Raw genomic sequence first — 20,265 nt, 5'->3', positions numbered from 1 at the left:
CTTGTTGCACGGGAGGCGCAGCGATGCACCGCGACCAATTGTGGCAGAGTTCCGCAAATGCGCATGGGGATGGTGCACGGACGGCTGCGGAAATCGGTGGTGAATGGCGTCATCAGTTCCGTATGATGTGAAGCGAGCCATCACGGGGTGCCCTGTCCCAATGCCCGCCGATCTCGTTCAGACGTTTCGCGCCTTCGCCTATAACAACGCCTGGGCCAATCACCGGCTGCTGACCTCCTGCGGCCAGCTCAGCGCCGAGGCGTTCGCCGCCGAGCGCACCGGCTTCTTCCCGAGCCTGCAGAAGACGCTGAACCACATCTACATCATCGACCTGTTCTACGTCGACGCGCTGGAAGGCGGCTGGCTCGGCCCGATGGCGTGGCAGAACCAGGTGCCGTTCCCGCGTCTCTCCGATCTCGTCAAGGCGCAGGGCGCAATGGACCGCCGGCTGATTGCATTCTGCGAGGCGCTGACGCCGGCCCGGCTCGACGACACCGTCCGCATCAACCGCGAGAGCCGGGTGCAGAACGAGCGCTGCGACCGGCTGCTGCTGCATCTGTTCCAGCACGACATCCATCACCGCGGCCAGGCGCATGCGATGCTGTCGGCGACGTCCGTCAAGCCACCGCAGCTGGATGAGTTCTTCCCAGCGGACGATGCGGCCTTGCGGGCGAAGGACTTCGCCGAGCTCGGCTTCAGCGAGGAGAAGGTGTGGAAGCCGTAGCCCGGATGAGCGCAGCGATATCCGGGGTCACACGAGCTTTCGCGATGGACCCGGATATCGCTCCGCCCATCCGGGCTACGTGGCCCCGCCACCGTCATTGCGAGGAGCCCCTGGGTCTCGCCTCCGGCGAGCCTGAGGGCAGGCTCCGCGACGACACAATCCAGGGCGGCATGCGCGGCCCTGGATTGCGTCGCTGTGCTCGGAATGAGGGAGGACGGACCTCGCCTACTTCGTCGGCTCCAGAATCGACACGTAGTTGGCCACCGCGGCGCCGCCCATGTTGAAGATGCCGCCGAGCTTGGCGTTGGGGAGCTGCATGCCTTCGGGCGCGGTGCCGGTGAGCTGCATCGCCGTCATGACGTGCATGGAGACGCCGGTGGCGCCGATCGGGTGACCCTTGGCCTTGAGGCCGCCGGACGGATTGACCGGCAGCTTGCCGTCCTTGAGCGTCCAGCCCTCCTTGATGGCGCGGGCGCCCTGCCCCTTCGGGGTGAGGCCCATCGCCTCGTACTCGATCAGCTCGGCGACCGTGAAGCAGTCGTGGGTCTCGACGAAGGAGAGATCGGACAACGTGACGCCGGCCTTTTCCAGTGCGCGCTGCCAGGCCACGGTGCAGCCCTCGAAGGCGAGGATGTCGCGCTTGGACATCGGCAGGAAATCCTGCGCGTGCGCGGTGGCGCGCACGTTCACCGCCTTGGCGAACGATTTTGCCGTCTCGCTGTCGGTCAGCACCAGAGCGGCGGCGCCGTCGGAGACCAGCGAGCAGTCGGTGCGCTTCAGGGGGCCGGCGACATAGGGGTTCTTGTCGCTCTCGGAGCGGCAGAACTCGAAGCCGAAATCCTTGCGCATCTGCGCATAGGGATTGGCGACGCCGTTCTTGTGGTTCTTGGCCGCGATCAGCGCCAGCGCGTCGGACTGGTCGCCGTACTTCTGGAAATAGCCCTGCGCGATCTTGCCGAACACGCCAGCGAAGCCGCCGACGGTGTCGCCGTCCTCCGGCAGATAGGACGCCTTCAGCAGGTTCTTGCCGATCTCCGGCCCGGGCGTGCGGGTCATCTGCTCGACGCCGACGACGAGCACGATCTTCGCGGCGCCGGCAGCGATGGCGCGGATGCCCTGGTGCACGGCAGCCGAGCCCGTGGCGCAGGCGTTCTCGACCCGGGTCGCCGGCTTGAAGCGCAGCGCGGGATCAGCCTGCAGCACTAGCGAGGCGGTGAAGTCCTGCGGCGAGAAGCCCGCGTTGAAATGGCCGAGCACGATCTCGTCGACGTCGCCGGCCGCAATGCCGGCGTCGGCGAGCGCCTCATTGGCGACCTTGACGACGAGGCTCTCGACGGTCTCGGCGTCGAACTTTCCGAACGGCGTATGCGCCCATCCGACGATGCTGGCGGTCATGATCTCTCTCCCGAATATGTCCCTGCCCAGATGGTGATCTCAGCCATCCGGGTCCAGGGTTGAGGTGGCGTTCTCAGGCCACGAACTTACCACCGAGCTCGTCCTCGATGTGAATCCGGATGATGTCGTCGAACGTCTTTTCCTCAGTGGTGAAGCCGAGCTCGCGGGCCCGCTTGGCCTCGAAAGTCCGCGGCCAGCCGGCGACGATGCCGATGATGAACGGATCCGGCTCCCGCCTGATGCGGGCCGCGACGTTGTCGCCGGCGACGCGCCGGAGCGCGGCAATCTGCTCGCCGACGGTGGCCGTCAGGCCGGGCATGGTGAGATTGCGGCGCGGGCCGATCTTCGCGGTGTCCATCGTCGCGGCATGCAGCAGGAAGCCGACCGCCGAACGCGGCGTGGCATGCCAATGCTGGACGTCCTCGGACACCGGCAGCACGGCCTCCTTGCCGGCGAGCGGCTCGCGCAGGATGTTGGAGAAGAAGCCCGAGGCGGCCTTGTTCGGCGCGCCGGGGCGGATGCAGATGGTCGGCAGGCGAATGCCGACGCCGTCGAAGAAGCCGCGGCGGCTGTAGTCGGCCAGCAGGAGCTCGCCGATCGCCTTCTGGGTGCCGTAGCTGAGCAGCGGCGCATTGACGAACTCGTCGCCGATGGCGTCGGGGAACGGCGCGCCGAACACCGCGATCGACGAGGTGAAGACCAGGCGCGGCTTGTAACCGTCGCCGATCAGCCTGACCGCGTCGAACAGCATCCGCGTGCCGTCGAGATTGATGCGGTAGCCCTTGTCGAAATCGAGCTCGGCCTCGCCGGAAACGATCGCGGCGAGATGGAAGATCACGTCGGGACGCGCGGCGACCAGCTTCTCGGCGAAGCCCGGCACGGCAAAGTCGCCGGCGATGGTCTCGACCGCGATGGGCGTGTCGGGCTTCGCCGGCGCGACGATGTCCTGCAAGGTCATACGGGTGATGGCCGCCTGGCCGAGGCGGCCGTCGCGGACCAGACGCTCGACCAGCTTGCGTCCGACCATGCCGGCGGCGCCGAGAACGAGAATATGCAAGGGGATACTCCTTGTTTCTTGTTGTTTCACCATGCGCGACGACGATCATCGACGCAAAGCGGTGCTCATGACTGCGCCCTCTCCCCTTGTGGGAGAGGGCTACACTGCCGGTGTCGCACGCTCGCTTGGGTGAGGGGTTTGGTCCCACAAACTCCGCCATCGCGGAGAGAGACCCCTCACCCGGCGGCGCGCTTCGCGCGTCACCACCCTCTCCCACAAGGGGAGAGGGTGCACCGCCCGTGCGGTGAGATTGAAGTGCTGTGCGAGCGCCCTACTCCTTCACCGCGCCGGTCATGGCCGACACATAATGCTCGACGAAGAAGGCGTAAAGGATGACCAGCGGCAGCGAGCCGACCAGGGCGCCGGCCATCAGCGATCCCCATTTGTAGATGTCACCGTCGACGAACTCGTTGACGATGGCGACCGGCACGGTCTTGTTCGGCGTCGACTGCAGGAAGGTCAGCGCGTAGATGAACTCGTTCCAGCACAAGGTGAACGAGAAGATGAAGGCCGAGATCAGGCCGGGCACGGCGAGCGGCACTACGATCTTGACCAGGATCTGCCAGCGGCTGGCGCCGTCGATCAGGGCGCATTCCTCGAGCTCGAAGGGGATCGTCTTGAAGTAGCCCATCAGCAGCCAGGTCGAGAACGGGATCAGCAAGGTCGGATAGACCAGGATCAGCGACAGCGGCGAGTCGAACAGGCCGTAGGCCTGGATCACCGAGGCCAGCGGGATGAACAGGATCGACGGCGGCACGAGATAGGCGAAGAAGATCAGCACGCCCACCGTGTCGGCGCCCTTGAAGCGCAGCCGCACGATCGCATAGGCCGCGAGCACGGATGCGAAGATCGACAGCGTGGTGGCGCCGACCGCGACATACATCGTGTTCCACAGCCAGCGCGGATACTGCGTCTCGAACAGCAGCTTCGAGATGTGCTTGAAGGTCGGATGCACCACCCAGAACGGGTTGTACTTCTCCATGTCGATCAGCTGCTCGTCCGGTTTGATCGACGTCAGCCCCATCCAGTAGAACGGGAACAGCAGCACCAGGAGAATGATGCCGAGCGGCAGATACAGCGTGATCAGCCGTCGCGGCAGCGACTCGAGATAGCTCATGCCCTCGCTGTCGTCGTCGGCCGCGAGCGCGGCCGCCGTCGTCGTGGCGTTGGATTGCGTCTTGGATTGCAGCGCAGCAGTCTCGGTCATTGGTCGGATCCTTGCTGCCATTTGCGCCGTTGCATGCCGAACCAGGAGATCGCGATCGCCGCGAGCAGGAACGGGATCATGGCGGTGGCGATCGCTGCACCCTCGCCGAGGCGGCCGGAGATGATGCCGCGCTGATAGCTCAAGGTCGCCATCAGGTGGGTGGCATTGACGGGACCGCCGCGGGTCAGCGCCCAGATCAGCTGGAAATCGGTGAAGGTGAACAGTACCGAGAACGTCATCACCACCGCGATGATCGGGGTCAGCAACGGATAGGTGATGAAGCGGAAGCGCTGCCAGCTGGTGGCACCGTCGAGCGTGGCGGCCTCATACAGGGAGGGCGAGACGGTCTGCAGGCCGGCCAGCAGCGTGATCGCGACGAACGGTACGCCGCGCCAGATGTTGGCGATGATCACGGAGGCGCGTGCCCAGTTGGTGTCGCCCAGGAAGTTGATGTTCTGGCTGATGAGGCCGAGCTTGATCAGCGACCAGGAGATGATGGAGAACTGGGAATCGTAGATCCACCAGAACGCGATCGCCGACAGCACCGTCGGAACGATGAAAGGCACCAGCACGATCGCACGGACCATGGCCTTGAACGGCATCCGCCGGTTCAACAGCAGCGCCAGATAGAGGCCGATCGCGAATTTGATGGCGCTTGCGACGATCGTGTAGAGCAGCGTGTTGAACACCGCGAGCCAGAAGATCGCGTCATCCCACAGCCACTCGTAGTTCTCCAGCCCGACGAAGACGCCGGCGCGGCCGATCTTCTCGTCGGTGAAGCTCATCCAGACGCCGAGGCCCAGCGGATAGGCCAGGAACAGGATCAGGAATGCTGCCGCCGGCAGCATGAACCAGAGCGCGACGAAGTTGCGGTTGGTCTTGATGCGTTCCCACGCGGAGGGCTCGCCGGTCACGGCCGCGCCACGTGGCAGCGAAGTCTGAATGGTACTCATCGTATCGAGCAGCTCCCTTCGAACCTTGGGATGGGCAAACCGCAGCATGCCCACCGGCGTTCGGGACGGATGGTTCTGGTCCGCCATTGCGAGATGCCCCCCGGGCCTCGCCGTCGGCGAGCCCGTGGGCAGGCTCCGTGACGAAGCAATCCAGAGTCGAGCGCACTGCCCTGGATTGCTTCGCTTCGCTCGCAATGACGGCGAGCACGGCGGGTTGCGCCCTTGCCCAGCCTACGCAGTCATCACCTCAGCGGAAGATGCGCTTGGCGGAGCGCTCGGCGCTCGCCATCGCCGTCTTCACGTCCTCGCGGCCCGTGCAGTAGTTCGCGAACATGTCGACCACGACGAAGTCGGCGATCGCGGCGGCTGCCGCCTCGCCGAGCTTGCCGACGCCGGCCGGCGTGACAGCCGTCGCCGCGACGTCGCGATACGGCGTGTTCTTCGGATCGGCGGTCCAGATCGGGTTGGCGTCGTAGGCCTTGAGGAAATGCGACAGGTAGCCCTGCGCCGCCTCGATCCACGGGTTGAACTGCTCCGGCTCCAGCAGGAAGGCCGTGAACGCCTTGCAGGTCTGCGGGAACTTGGTGAAGTTGTAGATCAGGATCGGGAAGCCGAGATGCAGCTCGCGGGTCTTGCCGTCGAGGCCCGCCGGCAGATGCGCGTGGTTCATGTCCTTCGCGACTTCCGGATTGTCCTTCTTCGCCGCGACGTAGATCGAGATGCCGTTCACCGTCAGATAGAGCTGTCCGGCCACGAACGCCTTGTTGTTGGACGAGTCGTTCCACGACGCGGTGCCCGGCACGAAATTGTCGTACAGGCCCTTGACGTATTCGAGCGCCTTGGCGGTCTCCGGCGAGTTGATGACGACCTTGTTGTCCTTGTCGATCAGGTTGCCGCCATGCGCCCACAGCGCCCAGTGCAGCCAGCCATTGGCGTCGCCCGAGGCGTGGCCGAGCGCCATGCCGCCCGGCGTGCCGTTCTTGTTCATGCCCTTCACAAGGTCGGCGAAGCCCGCGAGATCCTTCGGAAACTCCTTGTGGCCGGCCTTCTCCATCGCCGAGATGCGGTAGTTGACGAGGCCGCCGGTGGCCGCCACCGGGATGCCGATCCACTTGCCGTCGAGCATGCCGTAGGCCTTGCCCGAGTCGGTCCAGCCGCCGCACTTCTTGCCGAGATAGTCGGCCACGTCGCTGACATCGGTGACCTTGTTGGAGAACAGGAACGGCAAGGTGTAGAGGCCCCACACCATGTCGAGGCCCTGACCGGTGTTGGCGGCGACCGAGGCCTTCGGCTGGATGTCGTCGTAGGATTCGTTGGAGACGTTGATGGTGACGTTGTTGGCCTTCTGGAACGCATCGACGATCTTCATGAAGGCCACGTCCTCGGCCTCGACGAAGCGCTTCCAGCGCAGAAGATTGATCTTGGCACCGGCTTCCGGCTTCCACGGCGAGGTCTGCGCCCAGGCTCTGGCATAGCCGAGCAGTTCGTCGGCCGACATCGTCGCCGCGGCCGCCAGCAAGGTCGCGCCACCCTTGAGCAGGGACCGGCGATCGGTGGGGAAATGAGTCATCTGAAGTTTTCTCCCGTTGAGTATTTGCTTGTTTTGTTTGTTGTCAGTTCTGCGCCTCGAGCGCCCGGATCAGAGTCTCCGGCCGCTGTCCTTGTCGAACAGATGCGCCGCCGACGCGCGCGGGCGCAAATGGATCTTCTCCCCGGGATTGACCTCGTGGCGGTCGCGGAAGACCGCGATGATGTCCTGGGTGCCGATGCGGGCGACGATCTGCGTCTCCGAGCCGGTCGGCTCGACGACGACGACCTCGGCCTCGATGCCGTCATCGGCAAGCTCGAGATGCTCGGGCCGCACGCCGTAGACCACGGGGCGGCCGTCGGAGGCGGCCGGCGCGGTCAGCAGCGGCAGCTTGGCGCCGTTGTCGGTCTCGACATAGACCGAGCCGTTCGACTTGAGGTGGCCGTTGAGGAAGTTCATCGCCGGCGAGCCGATGAAGCCGGCGACAAACTGGTTGTCCGGCTTGTCGTAGAGATCGAGCGGCGAGCCCATCTGCTCGACGATGCCGTCATGCATGACGACGATCTTGTCGGCCATCGTCATGGCCTCGATCTGGTCGTGAGTGACGTAAACGGTGGTGGTCTTGAGCCGCTGATGCAGCTCCTTGATCTCGGTGCGCATCGCGACGCGCAGCTTGGCGTCGAGATTCGACAACGGCTCGTCGAACAGGAACACCTGCGGATCGCGCACGATGGCGCGGCCCATCGCGACGCGCTGGCGCTGGCCACCGGAGAGCTGGCGCGGATAGCGGTCGAGCAGCGGCGTCAGCGCCAGGATCTCGGCGGCGCGCGCGACGCCCTTCTTGATGTCCTCGGGCCGTGCGCCGCGCAGCTTGAGCGAGAAGCCCATGTTGTCGGCGACGGTCATGTGCGGATAGAGCGCGTAGTTCTGGAACACCATCGCGATGTCGCGCTCTTTCGGCTGCACGTTGTTGACGACGCGTTCGCCGATCGAGATGGTTCCGGAGGTGATGTTCTCGAGCCCTGCGAGCATGCGCAGCAGCGTCGACTTGCCGCAGCCGGACGGCCCGACCAGCACGACGAACTCGCCATCCTCGATCGGAATCGTCACGCCGTGCAGCACCTCGAATCCGCCGAATGATTTGCGCACGTCGCGAATTTGCACCGACGACATCAATTTCCTCCTCAAAGACCGACAGCATTGGCTGCTTGCCGGCGGCATTCTGACCGTTGTTCTCGGCCGTTTGATCAGGCCGCTTGTCGTTTTGTAGTCCTGGTCGTGCAGTCTTGTTCTTGGTGGTCTTGTTGTTGGCTCCGGTCGCTCCGACTGGCTCCGAAACAGGGCCAGCTCGGCTGGCATTGTCCGCAGTTCAGTTCGCTTCCGCAATGTCTCGCTTAGCAACCGCGTGATAGCGCTGTCAATATCGCTTGTGTACCAGACCGCCTATGCTATGAGCGAGGCATGGGACGGAAACGCATCGAGCCGGGCAAAGTCCGGCTGACCGAAGTTGCGGCACTGGCGGGCGTCAGCCCGATCACGGTGTCACGCTTCTTCCGTAATCCCGCCACGGTCTCGGCCGGCCGCCGCACGCGGATCGAGAGCGCCGCCAAGGAGCTCGGCTACGTGCCGAACCTCGCCGCGCGCGCGCTCGCATCGCAGCGCACCGAAGTGATCGGCGTGCTGATACCGTCCCTCACCAACAACGTGTTCTCCGACGTGCTGCGCGGCATCTATGATGCGTTCGAAGGCAGCCGCTACAGCATCCAGCTCGCCAACACCCGCTACAGCGTGTTGCAGGAGGAGCGCCTGCTGCGGTTGTTCCTGATGCAGAAGCCGGCCGGCTTGATCGTGACCGGTCTCGACCAGACGGCGGAGAGCCGGTTGATCATCCAGGCGGCGGACTGTCCCGTCGTGCAGATCATGGAGCTCGGCGCCGAGCCGATCGACATGATGATCGGATTTTCGCACGTCGATGCCTGTTTTGCAGCCATTTCACACCTTCTCGCGCAGGGCTGCCGCCGCATCGGCTTCATCGGCGCCCGCATGGACCCAAGGGTGCAGCGCAGGCTGCAGGGCTATCAGAACGCGATGAAGGAGGCCGGTTTGTTCGACCCGCGTCTCATCGTCACGGCGCCTGTTCCGACCTCGACCACGATGGGCGGCAGCCTGTTCTCCGATCTGCTGATGAAGGCGCCGGATCTCGATGCGGTGTTCTGCGCCAATGACGATCTCGCGCTCGGCGTGCTGTTCGAATGCCAGCGCCGGCACATCGCGGTGCCCGAGCAGATCGCGATCGTCGGCTTCAATGACATGGAATTCATGGCCGCGGCGGTTCCGACGCTCACCAGCGTGCGCACCAATCGCTACGAGATGGGTCGGCGTGCGGCGACGATGATCATGGACGCCGTGGAAGGCCGTCCCGTGGCGCAGCGTGTCGTCGATCTCGGCTTCGAGGTGATCGAACGGCAGAGCTCGACCTTGCAGCGCGGCACCGCAAATCCGCAGCCTGCGTCGGGGCGCGCTGCCGGAACAAAATGGTAGCGCAACCAAAAACCATGCACTAGAACCACTCGAACCAACAACGACTTGAACGAAAGACGTAGGCGATCCTCGACAGCGGGCCGATGGCGCACAGACGACGGACCGGCCTCGCCACGTTTGCACTGCGGGAGAAAACACATGACGAACTCGAACGGGCATGCCGGCAACGGCGCTGACAAGAGCCGCAAGCTGCGCTCGCAGGCGTGGTTCAACGATCCGCACAATCCGGGCATGACCGCGCTCTATCTCGAGCGCTACCTGAATTACGGCCTGACCCGGGCTGAGCTGCAGTCGGGCAAGCCGATCATCGGCATTGCCCAGACCGGCAACGATCTCTCGCCCTGCAACCGCCACCACATCGAGCTGGCGCACCGCGTCCGCGAGGGCATCCGCGCCGCCGGCGGCATCGCGATGGAATTTCCGACCCATCCGATCCAGGAGACCGGCAAGCGCCCGACGGCCGCGCTCGACCGCAACCTCGCTTATCTCGGCCTGGTCGAAATCCTGTTCGGCTATCCGCTCGACGGCGTGGTGCTGACCACCGGCTGCGACAAGACGACGCCGGCCTGCCTGATGGCCGCGGCGACCGTGAACATCCCCGCCATCGTGCTGTCGGGCGGCCCGATGCTGAACGGCTGGCACGAGGGCCAGCGCACCGGCTCCGGCACCGTGGTGTGGAAGTCGCGCGAACGGCTCGCCGCCGGCGAGATCGGCTATGAGGAGTTCATGGAGATCGTCGCCTCCTCGGCGCCGTCGGTCGGCCATTGCAACACCATGGGCACGGCCTCGACGATGAATGCGCTGGCCGAGGCGCTCGGCATGTCCCTGCCCGGCTGCGCCGCGATTCCAGCTCCGTATCGCGAGCGCGGCCAGATCGCCTACGAGACCGGAACGCGCATCGTCGACATGGTGTGGGAAGACCTGAAGCCGTCGGACATCCTGACGCGCAAGGCATTCGAGAACTGCATCGTCGCCAACTCCGCGATCGGCGGCTCGACCAACGCGCCGATCCACATCAACGCGCTGGCGCGCCATGTCGGCGTCGAGCTCGGCATCGACGACTGGCAGAAGGTCGGCCACGACGTACCGCTGCTCGTCAACATGCAGCCGGCCGGCTTCTATCTCGGCGAGGAGTTCCATCGCGCGGGCGGCGTGCCGGCCGTGATCGGCGAGTTGATGCGGCACAAGCGCATCCACGAGGACGTCATCACCGTCAACGGCCGCAGCATGGGCGACAATTGCCGCGGGGCGCCGAAGCCGGACAACGACGTGATCTGGTCCTACGACAAGCCGCTGGTGAAGGATGCCGGCTTCCTGGTGCTGCGCGGCAACCTGTTCGATTCCGCGATCATGAAGACCAGCGTGATCTCCAAGGAGTTCCGCGACCGCTATCTCGTCAATCCGAAGGACCCGAACGCCTTCGAGGGCCGCGCCATCGTGTTCGAGGGTCCGGAGGACTATCACGACCGCATCGACGATGCATCGCTCGAGATCGACGAGCACTGCGTGCTGTTCATCCGCGGCGCCGGCCCGATCGGCTATCCCGGCGGCGCCGAAGTGGTGAACATGCAGCCGCCGGCAGCGCTGATCAAACGCGGCATCCTGTCCCTGCCCTGCATCGGCGACGGCCGGCAATCCGGCACCTCGGGCTCCCCGTCAATTCTCAACGCGTCGCCAGAGGCCGCCGCCGATGGCGGGCTCGCAATCCTCAAGACCGGCGATCGCGTGCGCATCGACCTCAACAAGGGCTCGGCCAACATCCTGATCTCGGACGAGGAGCTTGCGACGCGGCGCGCCGAGCTGAAGGCCAAGGGCGGCTTCCCACACCCCGCCAACCAGACGCCGTGGCAGGAGCTCTATCGCAACACCGTCGGCCAGCAGGCCACCGGCGCCTGCATGGAGCTTGCCACGCGCTATCACAACATCGCTGGCACTGTCGGCGTGGCAAGGCATAATCACTAGACACGCCGCGCAAAGCCGGCCACCGTCATTGCGAGGAGCGAAGCGACGAAGCAATCCAGAGCCGCGCGCGCAGCCCTGGATTGCTTCGCTGCGCTCGCAATGACGAAAGAATCAACGAGCATCCCAAGGGAGACCCCATGTCCGACCGCCTCAAGGGCAAGCGCGCCTTTGTCACCGCCGCCGCAGCCGGCATCGGCCGCGCCTGCGCGATCGCTTTCGCGCGTCAGGGCGCGACCGTGTTCGCCACCGATATCGATGAGAACGGCCTGAGCACGCTGAAGAGCGAAGGCATTGCCGAGGTCGCGACGCTCGACGTGCGCAACACCGCGGCCGTGAACGCGATGGCCGATCGCGTCGGCAAGGTCGAGATCCTGCTCAACGCTGCCGGCTTCGTGCACAACGGCACCATCCTCGACTGCTCCGACGACGACTGGGATTTCTCGTTCGACCTGAACGTCAAGTCGATGCATCGCACGATCCGCGCCTTCCTGCCTGACATGCTCGATCAGGGCGGCGGCGCCATCGTCAACATCGCCTCCGCCGCCGGCGTGTTCAAGGCGGCACCGAACCGCTACGTCTACGGCGCGACCAAGGCGGCGGTGGCGGCGCTGACGCGCTCGGTCGCAGCCGATTTCGTCGGCAAGAAAATCCGCTGCAACTGCATCTGCCCCGGCACGATCGAAACGCCCTCGATGCTCGGACGGGCGGCCTCGGCCGGCCCGAACGGGCTCGAGATGTTCATCTCGCGCCAACCGATGGGCCGGCTCGGCACGGCGGAGGAGATCGCCCATCTCGCGGTCTATCTCGCCAGCGACGAGAGCGCGTTCACGACCGGCGTCGCGCACACCATCGACGGCGGCTGGACACTGTAGCTTCTCCTCATCCTGAGGAGCCGCGCAGCGGCGTCTCGAAGGATGAGGCCCGGATGTCAGGGGCCTCATGGTTCGAGACGCGCTCCGCGCTCCTCACCATGAGGGTCGAAAGAGGAGTCTTTCTTCATGAACCACATCGATCTCGCCAATCGCTGCGCCGTCGTCACCGGCGGCGCGCAGGGCTTTGGCCGCGCCGTCACCGAGCGCTTCAAGGCCTCCGGGGCCAAGGTCGCGATCTGGGATCACGACATCGCGCTGGCGGAGAAGACCGCGCAGGAGATCGGTCCGGAGGTGCTGGCGCTGCAGGTCGACGTCACCGACACCAAAGCGGTCGAAGGCGCGCGCGACGCGACGCTGGCCGCGTTCGGCAGCATCGACATCCTGGTCAACAATGCCGGCATCGCCGGCATCAACAGGACGGTGTGGGAGACCGATCTCGATGAGTGGCGCAAGGTGCTGCGCATCAATCTCGACGGTCCCTTCATCTGCGCCAAGGCGATCGTGCCGGTGATGCTGAAGCAGGGCTATGGCCGCGTCGTCAACATCGCCTCGATCGCCGGCAAGGAGGGCAACCCGAATGCCGCGCACTACTCGGCGTCCAAAGCCGGCCTGATCGCGCTGACCAAGTCGCTCGGCAAGGAACTGGCGCAGCACAACATCACGGTGAATGCGGTGACGCCGGCGGCGGCGAAGACCGCGATCTTCGACCAGATGACGGACGCGCACATCAACTTCATGCTGTCGAAGATCCCGAAGGGCCGCTTCGTGCTGGTGGAAGAGCTCGCCGCGCTGGTGTCGTGGCTGGCCTCGGAGGAGTGTTCGTTCTCGACCGGCGCCGTCTTCGACATTTCCGGCGGCCGCGCGACCTATTAGTTTGCGGCGGGGCGAGCAAAGGTGCCAACGCAGACGGCGATGGGCCCACCTTCGTCTCGCTGGCGATACGGATGTCCCGATCCATGGAGCTTGCCTGATGACCCACCACGGCGGCTGCTTCTGCGGCGCGGTGCGCTTCCAATGCACGGGCGAGCCGATCAATGTGCGCGTCTGCCATTGCCGCAACTGCCAGCGGGCGACGGGCGCGCCGTTCTTCGCCCGCGCGCTGTTCTCGCACGACGCTTTGACGATCACCGGCGAAACCGCGCGCTTCCCCTCCTCCGACGCGCTCGACCGCATGTTCTGCCCGCGCTGCGGAGTCAGGCTGTTCTCATGGCGCACCACGCGCCCGGTGGTCGGCGTGGCCCTGGCCTGCTTCGACGACCGCAACGCCTTTGCCCCGACCGAGCACATCTGGGTCTCGGAAAAGATCGATTGGGTGCAGCTCAGCGACGGACTGCCGCAATTTCCGGAAAATCCCGCGTAGCATCAAGGAACCATCGTGCCTATGTAGGGCACAACGCGTCCGGAAACCCGATCCTTGAACATCTCGCTCTACGGCATTTCCGTCTGGATCCTGCCGATCATCATCGCCATCACCTTTCATGAGGCTGCTCACGCCTTCGTCGCCTGGCGGTTCGGCGACGAGACCGCGTTGCGACTCGGTCGCGTCAGCTTCAACCCGGTCCGGCACATCGATCCGTTCGGCACGATTCTGCTGCCGGGCATGCTGCTGCTGTCCGGCTCGCCGTTCCTGTTCGGCTACGCCAAGCCGGTGCCGGTCGATTTTCGCAATCTGCAGCCGCTCCGCGCCGGCATGGTGATGGTGGCGCTGGCGGGACCCGCCACCAACATCGCGCTCGCGCTGGCGGCGGGACTGGCGTTCCACGCCCTTCCGCTGGTTCCACCTGAGGCCGCGCGGTGGGTGGCGAGCAATCTATGGAATATTTTCTCGTTCAACATTCTGCTCGCCGTGTTCAACATGCTCCCGATACCGCCGCTCGACGGGGGCCGGGTCGCGGTCGGTGTCCTGCCGGCGGTGCTGGCGCGGCCGCTGGCCCGGCTCGAGCCGTACGGCATGCTGATTCTGATCGGATGCCTGATCCTCCTGCCGCTGGCGGGTTCCCAGTTCGGTCTCAATCTTGATCTTGTGTCGGGGCTGCTCCGCGCCACGACCGATTCTCTGAAGCAGCTGCTTCTGCTATTGACGGGTAATGTCTAGATCTACCCGTCAGGGATGGTAACGAACGAGCCCCGAGGCACTCTTGGTCAAAGCCGCTGACATGATGATCGCACGCCGCGCCGACACCCGCGCCCGTGCCGATTTCGCGACCTGGAAGATGATCGCCAAGCTGAACGGCGCCTCCGGCCTGCCGCCGGCGGCGCAGGAATTCCTGGCCAGCTACAAGGCCCGCCTTGGCGACATGCCGGAGGACGAGGCGACCGAGGCCACCATCCGCGAGATGTACAAGGCCTATTATGCCGAGATGGGCGGCGGCGGCGCCCCGCCCGAGGTCAAGCCGGTCACAGCGGAGCCGGTGACCGACAATGTCACCGCCTTCCGCAAGCTGCCGCCGAAGCCGAAGGCGGCGCAAAGCGGGACGACCGCTCCGCGCAAGCTGCCGGTCGGGCTGATCTTCGCCGCGCTCTGCGTGGTCTATGTCGGGATCAGACTGTATTGGCAGTGACGCTCGCGGCCGGCCGCTCGTCCTGACGTCAGGTCTTGGTCGCCGGGAACTTGACGACGATGTTGAAGGGGATCTCGTCGTCGGAGACCTGCGCCGGCGGCTTGGGGAACGGATCGGAGCGGCGGACCATCGCCACGGCTTCGCGGTCGTAGTCCGGATCTCCGGACGATTGGATCACGTCGACAGAGATCACGTTGCCGCGGCGGTTCAGCTTGAACGACACCCGCACGCTGCCGCCTTGCGTCTTGCCGGCCGGATATTTCTGGTTCTTCTTCACGATCAGGCTGAGCTTGCGCTGCCAGTTCGTGGTCTGCGGATCCCGGTCCTTGCCCATGCCGGTCGGATCGGGCGCCTTGATCCGCTCGGCGTCGGGCACCTTCGCATCGAGCGTCTTCCGCGAACTGTCGATGGCCGAGTCGTGCGCCTCGGAGGCGTTGGTCTCGACGGCGGCGACCTTCTCCTCCTCCGTCGGCTTCTTGACCTCGGTCGGCGAGACCTGCTGGTCGGCCTCTTCCGTGGTGGTTGGAACGCCCTTCTGCAGATCCGCCTGCTCGGTCTCAGCCTTCTGCTCGGGGGTCGCGACCGATGCCGTCTCCGCGACGGAATCGACGCCGTTGGGCAGGTCGTTCTCCTCGACCTTCGGCGCAGCCAGCTCGACATCGATGACGTCAGCGGCAGTGCCGAGTCCGCCGGCGTCGTCGTCGCCACGGGCCGTGGTCAGCGCCACCGCGACGCCGCCGACATGGAGCGCGACGGCCACCATCGCGGCCGCGAACCACGCGACCCGCGAAGTCGAAAGTCCGGTCTCGAGGTCACTCATCTCAGAACGGCCGCTCAGGGTTGTGGCGCCGGCGTAGCAGCGGCGTCACCCGGCGCGCCCGGCACGCGCTCCAGTGCCACCAGCTTGAATTTATAGCCGGCACTGCGCAGCAGCTCCAGGACCTCCATGACCTCGCCATAGGGCGCGGCGCGGTCGCCGCGCAGGAACACGGTTCGGTCGTCCGCGGCGTGATCGGCCATCACCCTGTTCAGCTCGGACAGCAGGTCGACCCGCTTCACGGGGGTCTCCCCGATCGCGAGCGACAGGTCCGGCTTGATCGAGACGTAGGTCGGCTTGTCCGGCTTCTTCTGCGGCGTCGCCGTTGACGACGGCAGGTCGATCGGCAGGTCGACGGTCGAGAGCGGCGCGGCCACCATGAAGATGATCAGCAGCACCAGGATGACGTCGATGAACGGCGTTACGTTGATGTCGTGGGTCTCGTCGAAATCGTCGTCGAGATCGCCTTCGGAGAGCGAGACGGCCATCGTCGGCTACTCCGCCGCCCGGACGTGAAGGCCGCCATGGCTGCGATCGAGATCGCGGGAGCCGCGATCGAGATCGCGCGACAGCAATCGTCCGGTGGTGCCGGAGGCGCGGTTGACGAGCTCGAGATAGCCCTTCGTGACCCGCGAGAAGTGGTTGTAGATGATGACCGCCGGGATCGCGGCAGCGAGACCGATCGCCGTCGCCAGCAGCGCTTCCGCGATGCCCGGCGCGACCACCGCGAGGTTGGTGGTCTGCGATTTGGAAATGCCGATGAAGCTGTTCATGATGCCCCAGACGGTGCCGAACAGCCCGACGAACGGCGAGATCGCGCCGACGGTGGCGAGCAGGCCCATGCCAGTGCGGACGCGGCGCGCTTCGGCGCGGACGATCTCGGTGAAGCTCGAGGCCGCGCGCTCCTTGATGCCCTCGTCACTGCCGAGCCCGGCCGACAGCCGCGCCTCGGCGATCGCAGCCTGCAGCAGCACGGTCGCGACGTTCTTGCTCTGTCCGAGCGCGAGCTGGGCCTCGGCCAGCGACTTCGCCGCGGACAATTTGCGCAGCGCGCCGATCAGCCGTCGGCGCAGGACGGAAAATTCGAGGCTCTTGGCGATCAGGATCGTCCAGCTCGCGACCGAGGCCAGCGCCAGCATGATCATGACCGCTTTGACGACGATGTCGGCCTTGAGAAACATGCCGAGCGGTGACAGCTCGTCGAGCCCGGTGCTCACCGACTTGCCAGCTCGGGTGGTGCTCTCACTGCCCGCCGGCGCAGCGGTCGTTGCGGCCGTCTGGCCCGACGCAGGAGGAGCCATCGTCTGCGCTGTGCCCGGTGCCGGCGCGGAGAGATCGGTCGAGACCGCCGGCGCGGACCTGGCCGGCTCCTGCTGCGCATGTGCAGGTAGCCCCGCAGCAACAGACAGACATGACAGGACGATTGCAAACCTAACGAGGAACGATGTCATCATATCTCGGCCCATTAGACCTCGGCCCACTGCCGGATCAGATTGTGATAGATGCCGGTCAGCTTGACAGCATCGGGATCGTCCCTCCCGAGGCGTTCCGCCAAGCTCTGAATCGCCGTGTCCAGATCGAAGATCATGCTCCGGACGTGGGCATCCCGTATCATGCTCTGCATCCAGAAAAAAGAGGCGACCCGGGCGCCGCGCGTGACCGGCGTGACCATGTGAAGGCTCGATGACGGATACAGCACCGCGTGCCCCGCGGGCAACTTGACTTCGTGTGAGCCGTAGGTGTCCTCGATCACAAGCTCGCCACCGTCATAGCTGTCGGGCTCGGCCAGGAACAAGGTCATCGACAGATCGGTGCGGATGCGCAGGCCTGTCAAGGGATCGCCACGCACGGCATTGTCGACATGGATGCCGAAATGGTCGCCCCGCGAGGCGGTGTAGCGGTTGAACAAGGGCGGAAAGATCTGCAGCGGGATCGCTGCCGACAGGAAGCGCGGATTTTTCGTCAGCGCCGTGATGATGCGCTGGCCCAGCACCCGCGCCGCCTCGCCGTCCGGCGGCAGCTGCTCGTTGCGCTTGACCATGGCCGACTGCGCCCCGGCCGTCGAGCGGCCGTCCTCCCACTCCGCCGCATCCATGATGCGGCGGAAGTCGGCCACCTCGTCTTTCGACAGAACGTCCGGGATGCAGATCAGCATGATCAAAACTTCGCAGTGGTGACGATGTAGAAGGCGCGCCCCGGGGCCACGGCGACGAACGGCACCGCGCTCCGATACAGCGTGTCGTAGTACAGCTTGTTGGTCAGGTTCTGCGCGTAGAGCTTCATCGTCCAGTTCTTGTCGAGCTGCTTCTCGACGAAGGCGTCGAAGCGCCAGTAGCTCGGCAGCTCGTTGCCGGTGTTGGCCGCGAAGGTGCCGCCATACACCTTGGAGCGGTAGACCGCCTGCCCGCCGATCTCCCAGCCATTGTCGAGCTTGTACTTCGACAGCATGCTGAACGACTGGTGGGCGATATTGGCGAGCTGTAAGCCGATGTTGGAGGCGACGCCGCTCTGCGTGACCTTCGACTGCATCAGCACCAGGCCGCCGAAGATGCTCCAGCGATCGGTAAGCTTGCCTTCCGCCTCGATGTCGATGCCCTGGATGCGGTAGGCCGCGCCCGAGGTGAGCAGGCCGCCGACGGTCTCGCGGGCATTGTCCTTGGTTGTCTGGAATAGCGCGGCTGAGACCAGCAGATGGCGATCGACCAGCTCCCATTTGGTGCCGAGCTCGGCCGCCTTGTTGCGCTCCGGCCCGAGCAGGACGGCGGTGTTGGCGGGCACGCCACCGTAGTCGGTACCGGTGGCGTCGAGCTCGGAGCCGAACGGATTGGCCGAGGTCGCATAGGCCGCGTAGATGCTGCCGATCGGCATCGGCTTGTAGACCAGGCCGACATTGTAGTTGACCAGGTCGGCGTTCATCTTGAGGTATTTCGGCGAATTGGTCGACGAGCTCATGTTGTAGCCGTCGTAGCGCACGCCGCCGTTCAGAATGATGATGTCTCGCCAATTGGCGGTATCCATCGCGTAGACGCTGTTGGTGTTGACGCCGTAGCGCGTCGGGTTGCCGGACAGCGACGGTGTGTTGCTGAACGGAATGTAGGTATATTGCGGCGAGTAAACGTTGACGCCGGTGACGGCGCCGTTGCTGGTCGAGCCGCCGCCGAACAGCTCCGATGACAGTCCGGTGTAGCGGTCGATCGAGATGTTCTCGTTCGAGAACTCGGTGCCGAGCACGGCGGTGTGCTTGACGCCGCCGGTATCGAGCTTGAACGTCGCATCGTTCTGGTTGGCCCAGACGTCCACCGTCTGGTAGCGGCTCTGCGCACTGGCCGTGGTGGTCCAGAGCAGCGGATTCGCGTTGGTCGTGTTCGGATTCTGCGGCAGCGTGCCGATATAGTTGAGCAGCGAGTGCTCGCCGCGGAACTTGCTGCTGAGCGTGATGGCCTCGTTGACCTTGTACTCGGCCGCGGCGGTGCCAAAATCCTGGCGCGCGGTCTGGAAATCGCGGTTGAGGAACCCATACCAGGTGCCGCGCGGAATGCCGGCCGACGTCACCGGCACGTTGCCCTGTTTGTAGTAGGGCACGCCGAAATCGGGATAGCCGGACAGGTCGGTGTGGACGTAGTTGGTCGTGATCTTGAGATCGTCGATCGGCGTCCACTTGGTCGAGAGGAAGGCGCCCCAGCGGTCGTCGGTGACGAAGTTGCGCCCGGCGACGTTGGAGTCCTGGAACAGGCCGCCGGTGCGCACCGAGACGGTCGGCGAGATCACCTGGTTGACGTCGAGCGTGACGCGCTTCTGCTGATCGGTGCCGAACTCGGTATCCATCCGCTTGAAATTCGTATCGCCAGCCTGCTTGGTGACGATGTTGATGGCGCCGCCGGCCGTGCCGCGCCCTGCATAGGACGACGCGGGGCCGCGCAGGATCTCGATCTGCTCGGTGAAGAAGTTCTCGCGGATCGATACTGCGGGATCGCGGATGCCGTCGATGAACACGTCGTTGCGGGCATCGAAGCCGCGGATGAAGAAGCGGTCGCCGAATGCATTGCCGCCCTCGCCCGAGCCGAGCGTGACGCCGGCGGTCGAGCGGCCGATCTCCTTGAGCGCCGTGACGTGCTTGTCGGCAAGCACCTCCTTGCTCATCACCGTGATCGTCTTCGGCGTGTTGAGCAGCGGCTCGGGAAACTTGCCCGACGCCTGCACGCGGTTGACCTTGTAGGGCTCGGCTGCGTCCGCGTAGGGGTTGGCGTCCGGCGCGGACAGCCCGCCCGCGTTCGGGAACGCCACCGCGGCCTGCTGCGCCGCCTGCTGGCGGGCCGCCGCGCGGCGCAGGGCATTGCGCGCGCGGACCTGCTCGGCGGTCGGCTTGGAGGACGTCGGCTTGGCCCGCGCGATCGGCGCATCGACGTTGACGGGCGGCAGGTCGGACGCCGGCTGCGCCTCGGCCGACGACATCGATGCCACCGCCATCAGCCCGGCCACCGCCGACACCTTGGTGACGGAAGGCCCCTCTCCTCGTCCGTCATTGAACTTCATCGCTGCGACCCCGCGCAGCGAACGCGGTGCTCTCACCTGTCCCATTTATTTTCACGCGCCCCAGATTTTCATTCCACATCGCTTACGCGGATCATTCGCAGTGCGACGATGGGTC

At 65.4% G+C, this 20,265-nt stretch carries 19 protein-coding genes; 8 read left to right on the top strand and 11 right to left on the bottom strand.

The genetic code is table 11. The annotated features are described in order from the left end of the window. Window positions 1–160: 160 nt before the first annotated feature. Window positions 161–724 (top strand): DinB family protein, encoded by a 564-nt coding sequence (locus ACQR1H_RS16405; RefSeq protein ID WP_434907853.1) that lies wholly within the window; start codon window positions 161–163, stop codon window positions 722–724. A 225-nt stretch (window positions 725–949) separates the two neighbouring features. On the opposite strand, the gene ACQR1H_RS16400 is transcribed toward ACQR1H_RS16405, so the two are convergent. The 6 genes from ACQR1H_RS16400 to ACQR1H_RS16375 all read right to left on the bottom strand — a co-directional run bounded on the left by ACQR1H_RS16400 (window position 950) and on the right by ACQR1H_RS16375 (window position 8,037). Then, on the bottom strand, window positions 950–2,119 hold the full coding sequence (locus ACQR1H_RS16400; protein ID WP_434872996.1) for an acetyl-CoA acetyltransferase: 1,170 nt from the start codon (window positions 2,117–2,119) through the stop codon (window positions 950–952). Between the two features lie 73 nt (window positions 2,120–2,192). After that, window positions 2,193–3,176: a D-erythronate dehydrogenase gene (denD, locus tag ACQR1H_RS16395; RefSeq protein WP_434838998.1), complete on the bottom strand. Its 984-nt coding sequence runs from the start codon at window positions 3,174–3,176 to the stop codon at window positions 2,193–2,195. Between the two features lie 271 nt (window positions 3,177–3,447). After that, a complete protein-coding gene (locus ACQR1H_RS16390; RefSeq protein WP_316180726.1) occupies window positions 3,448–4,383 on the bottom strand; it encodes a carbohydrate ABC transporter permease in 936 nt (311 codons plus the stop codon). Continuing rightward, window positions 4,380–5,336 carry a carbohydrate ABC transporter permease gene (locus ACQR1H_RS16385; protein WP_315803136.1) on the bottom strand — a complete coding sequence of 319 codons (957 nt, stop codon included), beginning with the start codon at window positions 5,334–5,336 and terminating at the stop codon, window positions 4,380–4,382. Before ACQR1H_RS16385 ends, ACQR1H_RS16390 begins: the two co-directional genes overlap by 4 nt. Before the next feature lie 247 nt (window positions 5,337–5,583). Further along, on the bottom strand, window positions 5,584–6,906 hold the full coding sequence (locus ACQR1H_RS16380; RefSeq protein ID WP_434907852.1) for an ABC transporter substrate-binding protein: 1,323 nt from the start codon (window positions 6,904–6,906) through the stop codon (window positions 5,584–5,586). A 69-nt stretch (window positions 6,907–6,975) separates the two neighbouring features. Next, window positions 6,976–8,037 (bottom strand): ABC transporter ATP-binding protein, encoded by a 1,062-nt coding sequence (locus tag ACQR1H_RS16375; RefSeq protein WP_315803134.1) that lies wholly within the window; start codon window positions 8,035–8,037, stop codon window positions 6,976–6,978. Between the two features lie 288 nt (window positions 8,038–8,325). Here ACQR1H_RS16375 and ACQR1H_RS16370 point away from each other — a divergent pair, with 288 nt between their 5' ends. The 7 genes from ACQR1H_RS16370 (at window position 8,326) to ACQR1H_RS16340 (ending at window position 14,800) form a co-directional block, all read left to right on the top strand. Continuing rightward, entirely contained in the window at window positions 8,326–9,405 is a 1,080-nt protein-coding gene (locus ACQR1H_RS16370; protein ID WP_434892526.1) for a LacI family DNA-binding transcriptional regulator, read from the top strand. Between the two features lie 138 nt (window positions 9,406–9,543). After that, window positions 9,544–11,367, top strand: a complete 1,824-nt coding sequence (locus ACQR1H_RS16365; RefSeq protein ID WP_434907851.1) for an IlvD/Edd family dehydratase — start codon at window positions 9,544–9,546, stop codon at window positions 11,365–11,367. A gap of 137 nt (window positions 11,368–11,504) precedes the next feature. Then, window positions 11,505–12,239, top strand: coding sequence for an SDR family oxidoreductase (locus tag ACQR1H_RS16360; RefSeq protein ID WP_315803131.1), 735 nt, complete (start codon window positions 11,505–11,507; stop codon window positions 12,237–12,239). A gap of 126 nt (window positions 12,240–12,365) precedes the next feature. After that, a complete protein-coding gene (locus tag ACQR1H_RS16355) occupies window positions 12,366–13,112 on the top strand; it encodes an SDR family NAD(P)-dependent oxidoreductase (protein WP_434907850.1) in 747 nt (248 codons plus the stop codon). 97 nt (window positions 13,113–13,209) lie between these two features. After that, on the top strand, window positions 13,210–13,599 hold the full coding sequence (locus ACQR1H_RS16350) for a GFA family protein (RefSeq protein ID WP_316180720.1): 390 nt from the start codon (window positions 13,210–13,212) through the stop codon (window positions 13,597–13,599). 54 nt (window positions 13,600–13,653) lie between these two features. Beyond that, a complete protein-coding gene (locus ACQR1H_RS16345; protein ID WP_316180718.1) occupies window positions 13,654–14,334 on the top strand; it encodes a site-2 protease family protein in 681 nt (226 codons plus the stop codon). Window positions 14,335–14,395: 61 nt separating this feature from the next. After that, window positions 14,396–14,800, top strand: coding sequence for a hypothetical protein (locus ACQR1H_RS16340; RefSeq protein WP_316180740.1), 405 nt, complete (start codon window positions 14,396–14,398; stop codon window positions 14,798–14,800). Between the two features lie 28 nt (window positions 14,801–14,828). Here the strand turns inward: ACQR1H_RS16340 and ACQR1H_RS16335 are convergent, their stop codons facing one another. Genes ACQR1H_RS16335 through ACQR1H_RS16315 form a run of 5 tightly spaced genes read right to left on the bottom strand, consistent with a single transcriptional unit; the run spans window position 14,829 to window position 20,195 of the window. Beyond that, window positions 14,829–15,620, bottom strand: a complete 792-nt coding sequence (locus ACQR1H_RS16335; protein WP_434907849.1) for an energy transducer TonB family protein — start codon at window positions 15,618–15,620, stop codon at window positions 14,829–14,831. Between the two features lie 14 nt (window positions 15,621–15,634). Beyond that, window positions 15,635–16,105 (bottom strand): biopolymer transporter ExbD, encoded by a 471-nt coding sequence (locus ACQR1H_RS16330; RefSeq protein ID WP_434907848.1) that lies wholly within the window; start codon window positions 16,103–16,105, stop codon window positions 15,635–15,637. A 6-nt stretch (window positions 16,106–16,111) separates the two neighbouring features. Continuing rightward, a complete protein-coding gene (gene exbB / locus ACQR1H_RS16325; protein WP_434907847.1) occupies window positions 16,112–17,071 on the bottom strand; it encodes a tonB-system energizer ExbB in 960 nt (319 codons plus the stop codon). 11 nt (window positions 17,072–17,082) lie between these two features. Then, window positions 17,083–17,772 carry a Fe2+-dependent dioxygenase gene (locus ACQR1H_RS16320; protein WP_315803124.1) on the bottom strand — a complete coding sequence of 230 codons (690 nt, stop codon included), beginning with the start codon at window positions 17,770–17,772 and terminating at the stop codon, window positions 17,083–17,085. 2 nt (window positions 17,773–17,774) lie between these two features. After that, window positions 17,775–20,195, bottom strand: a complete 2,421-nt coding sequence (locus ACQR1H_RS16315) for a TonB-dependent receptor (RefSeq protein ID WP_434907846.1) — start codon at window positions 20,193–20,195, stop codon at window positions 17,775–17,777. Window positions 20,196–20,265 lie beyond the last annotated feature (70 nt).

It is taken from the genome of Bradyrhizobium sp. HKCCYLRH2015, assembly GCF_051168215.1.
Lineage (GTDB): Bacteria > Pseudomonadota > Alphaproteobacteria > Rhizobiales > Xanthobacteraceae > Bradyrhizobium.
The sequence above is the reverse complement of the archived record's forward strand: the minus strand, read 5'-3'. Positions and strand labels throughout refer to the sequence as shown.

Excerpts from the sequence above, each read along its gene's own strand:
- exbB (WP_434907847.1), bottom strand. The coding sequence starts at position 17,071 with ATGATGACATCGTTCCTCGTTAGGTTTGCAATCGTCCTGTCATGTCTG.
- ACQR1H_RS16385 (WP_315803136.1), bottom strand. The coding sequence starts at position 5,336 with ATGAGTACCATTCAGACTTCGCTGCCACGTGGCGCGGCCGTGACCGGC.
- ACQR1H_RS16400 (WP_434872996.1), bottom strand. The coding sequence starts at position 2,119 with ATGACCGCCAGCATCGTCGGATGGGCGCATACGCCGTTCGGAAAGTTC.
- ACQR1H_RS16355 (WP_434907850.1), top strand. The coding sequence starts at position 12,366 with ATGAACCACATCGATCTCGCCAATCGCTGCGCCGTCGTCACCGGCGGC.
- ACQR1H_RS16315 (WP_434907846.1), bottom strand. The coding sequence starts at position 20,195 with ATGGGACAGGTGAGAGCACCGCGTTCGCTGCGCGGGGTCGCAGCGATG.
- ACQR1H_RS16335 (WP_434907849.1), bottom strand. The coding sequence starts at position 15,620 with ATGAGTGACCTCGAGACCGGACTTTCGACTTCGCGGGTCGCGTGGTTC.
- ACQR1H_RS16370 (WP_434892526.1), top strand. The coding sequence starts at position 8,326 with ATGGGACGGAAACGCATCGAGCCGGGCAAAGTCCGGCTGACCGAAGTT.
- ACQR1H_RS16360 (WP_315803131.1), top strand. The coding sequence starts at position 11,505 with ATGTCCGACCGCCTCAAGGGCAAGCGCGCCTTTGTCACCGCCGCCGCA.
- ACQR1H_RS16330 (WP_434907848.1), bottom strand. The coding sequence starts at position 16,105 with ATGGCCGTCTCGCTCTCCGAAGGCGATCTCGACGACGATTTCGACGAG.
- ACQR1H_RS16350 (WP_316180720.1), top strand. The coding sequence starts at position 13,210 with ATGACCCACCACGGCGGCTGCTTCTGCGGCGCGGTGCGCTTCCAATGC.
- ACQR1H_RS16340 (WP_316180740.1), top strand. The coding sequence starts at position 14,396 with ATGATGATCGCACGCCGCGCCGACACCCGCGCCCGTGCCGATTTCGCG.
- ACQR1H_RS16320 (WP_315803124.1), bottom strand. The coding sequence starts at position 17,772 with ATGCTGATCTGCATCCCGGACGTTCTGTCGAAAGACGAGGTGGCCGAC.
- ACQR1H_RS16380 (WP_434907852.1), bottom strand. The coding sequence starts at position 6,906 with ATGACTCATTTCCCCACCGATCGCCGGTCCCTGCTCAAGGGTGGCGCG.
- ACQR1H_RS16405 (WP_434907853.1), top strand. The coding sequence starts at position 161 with ATGCCCGCCGATCTCGTTCAGACGTTTCGCGCCTTCGCCTATAACAAC.
- ACQR1H_RS16375 (WP_315803134.1), bottom strand. The coding sequence starts at position 8,037 with ATGTCGTCGGTGCAAATTCGCGACGTGCGCAAATCATTCGGCGGATTC.
- ACQR1H_RS16390 (WP_316180726.1), bottom strand. The coding sequence starts at position 4,383 with ATGACCGAGACTGCTGCGCTGCAATCCAAGACGCAATCCAACGCCACG.
- ACQR1H_RS16365 (WP_434907851.1), top strand. The coding sequence starts at position 9,544 with ATGACGAACTCGAACGGGCATGCCGGCAACGGCGCTGACAAGAGCCGC.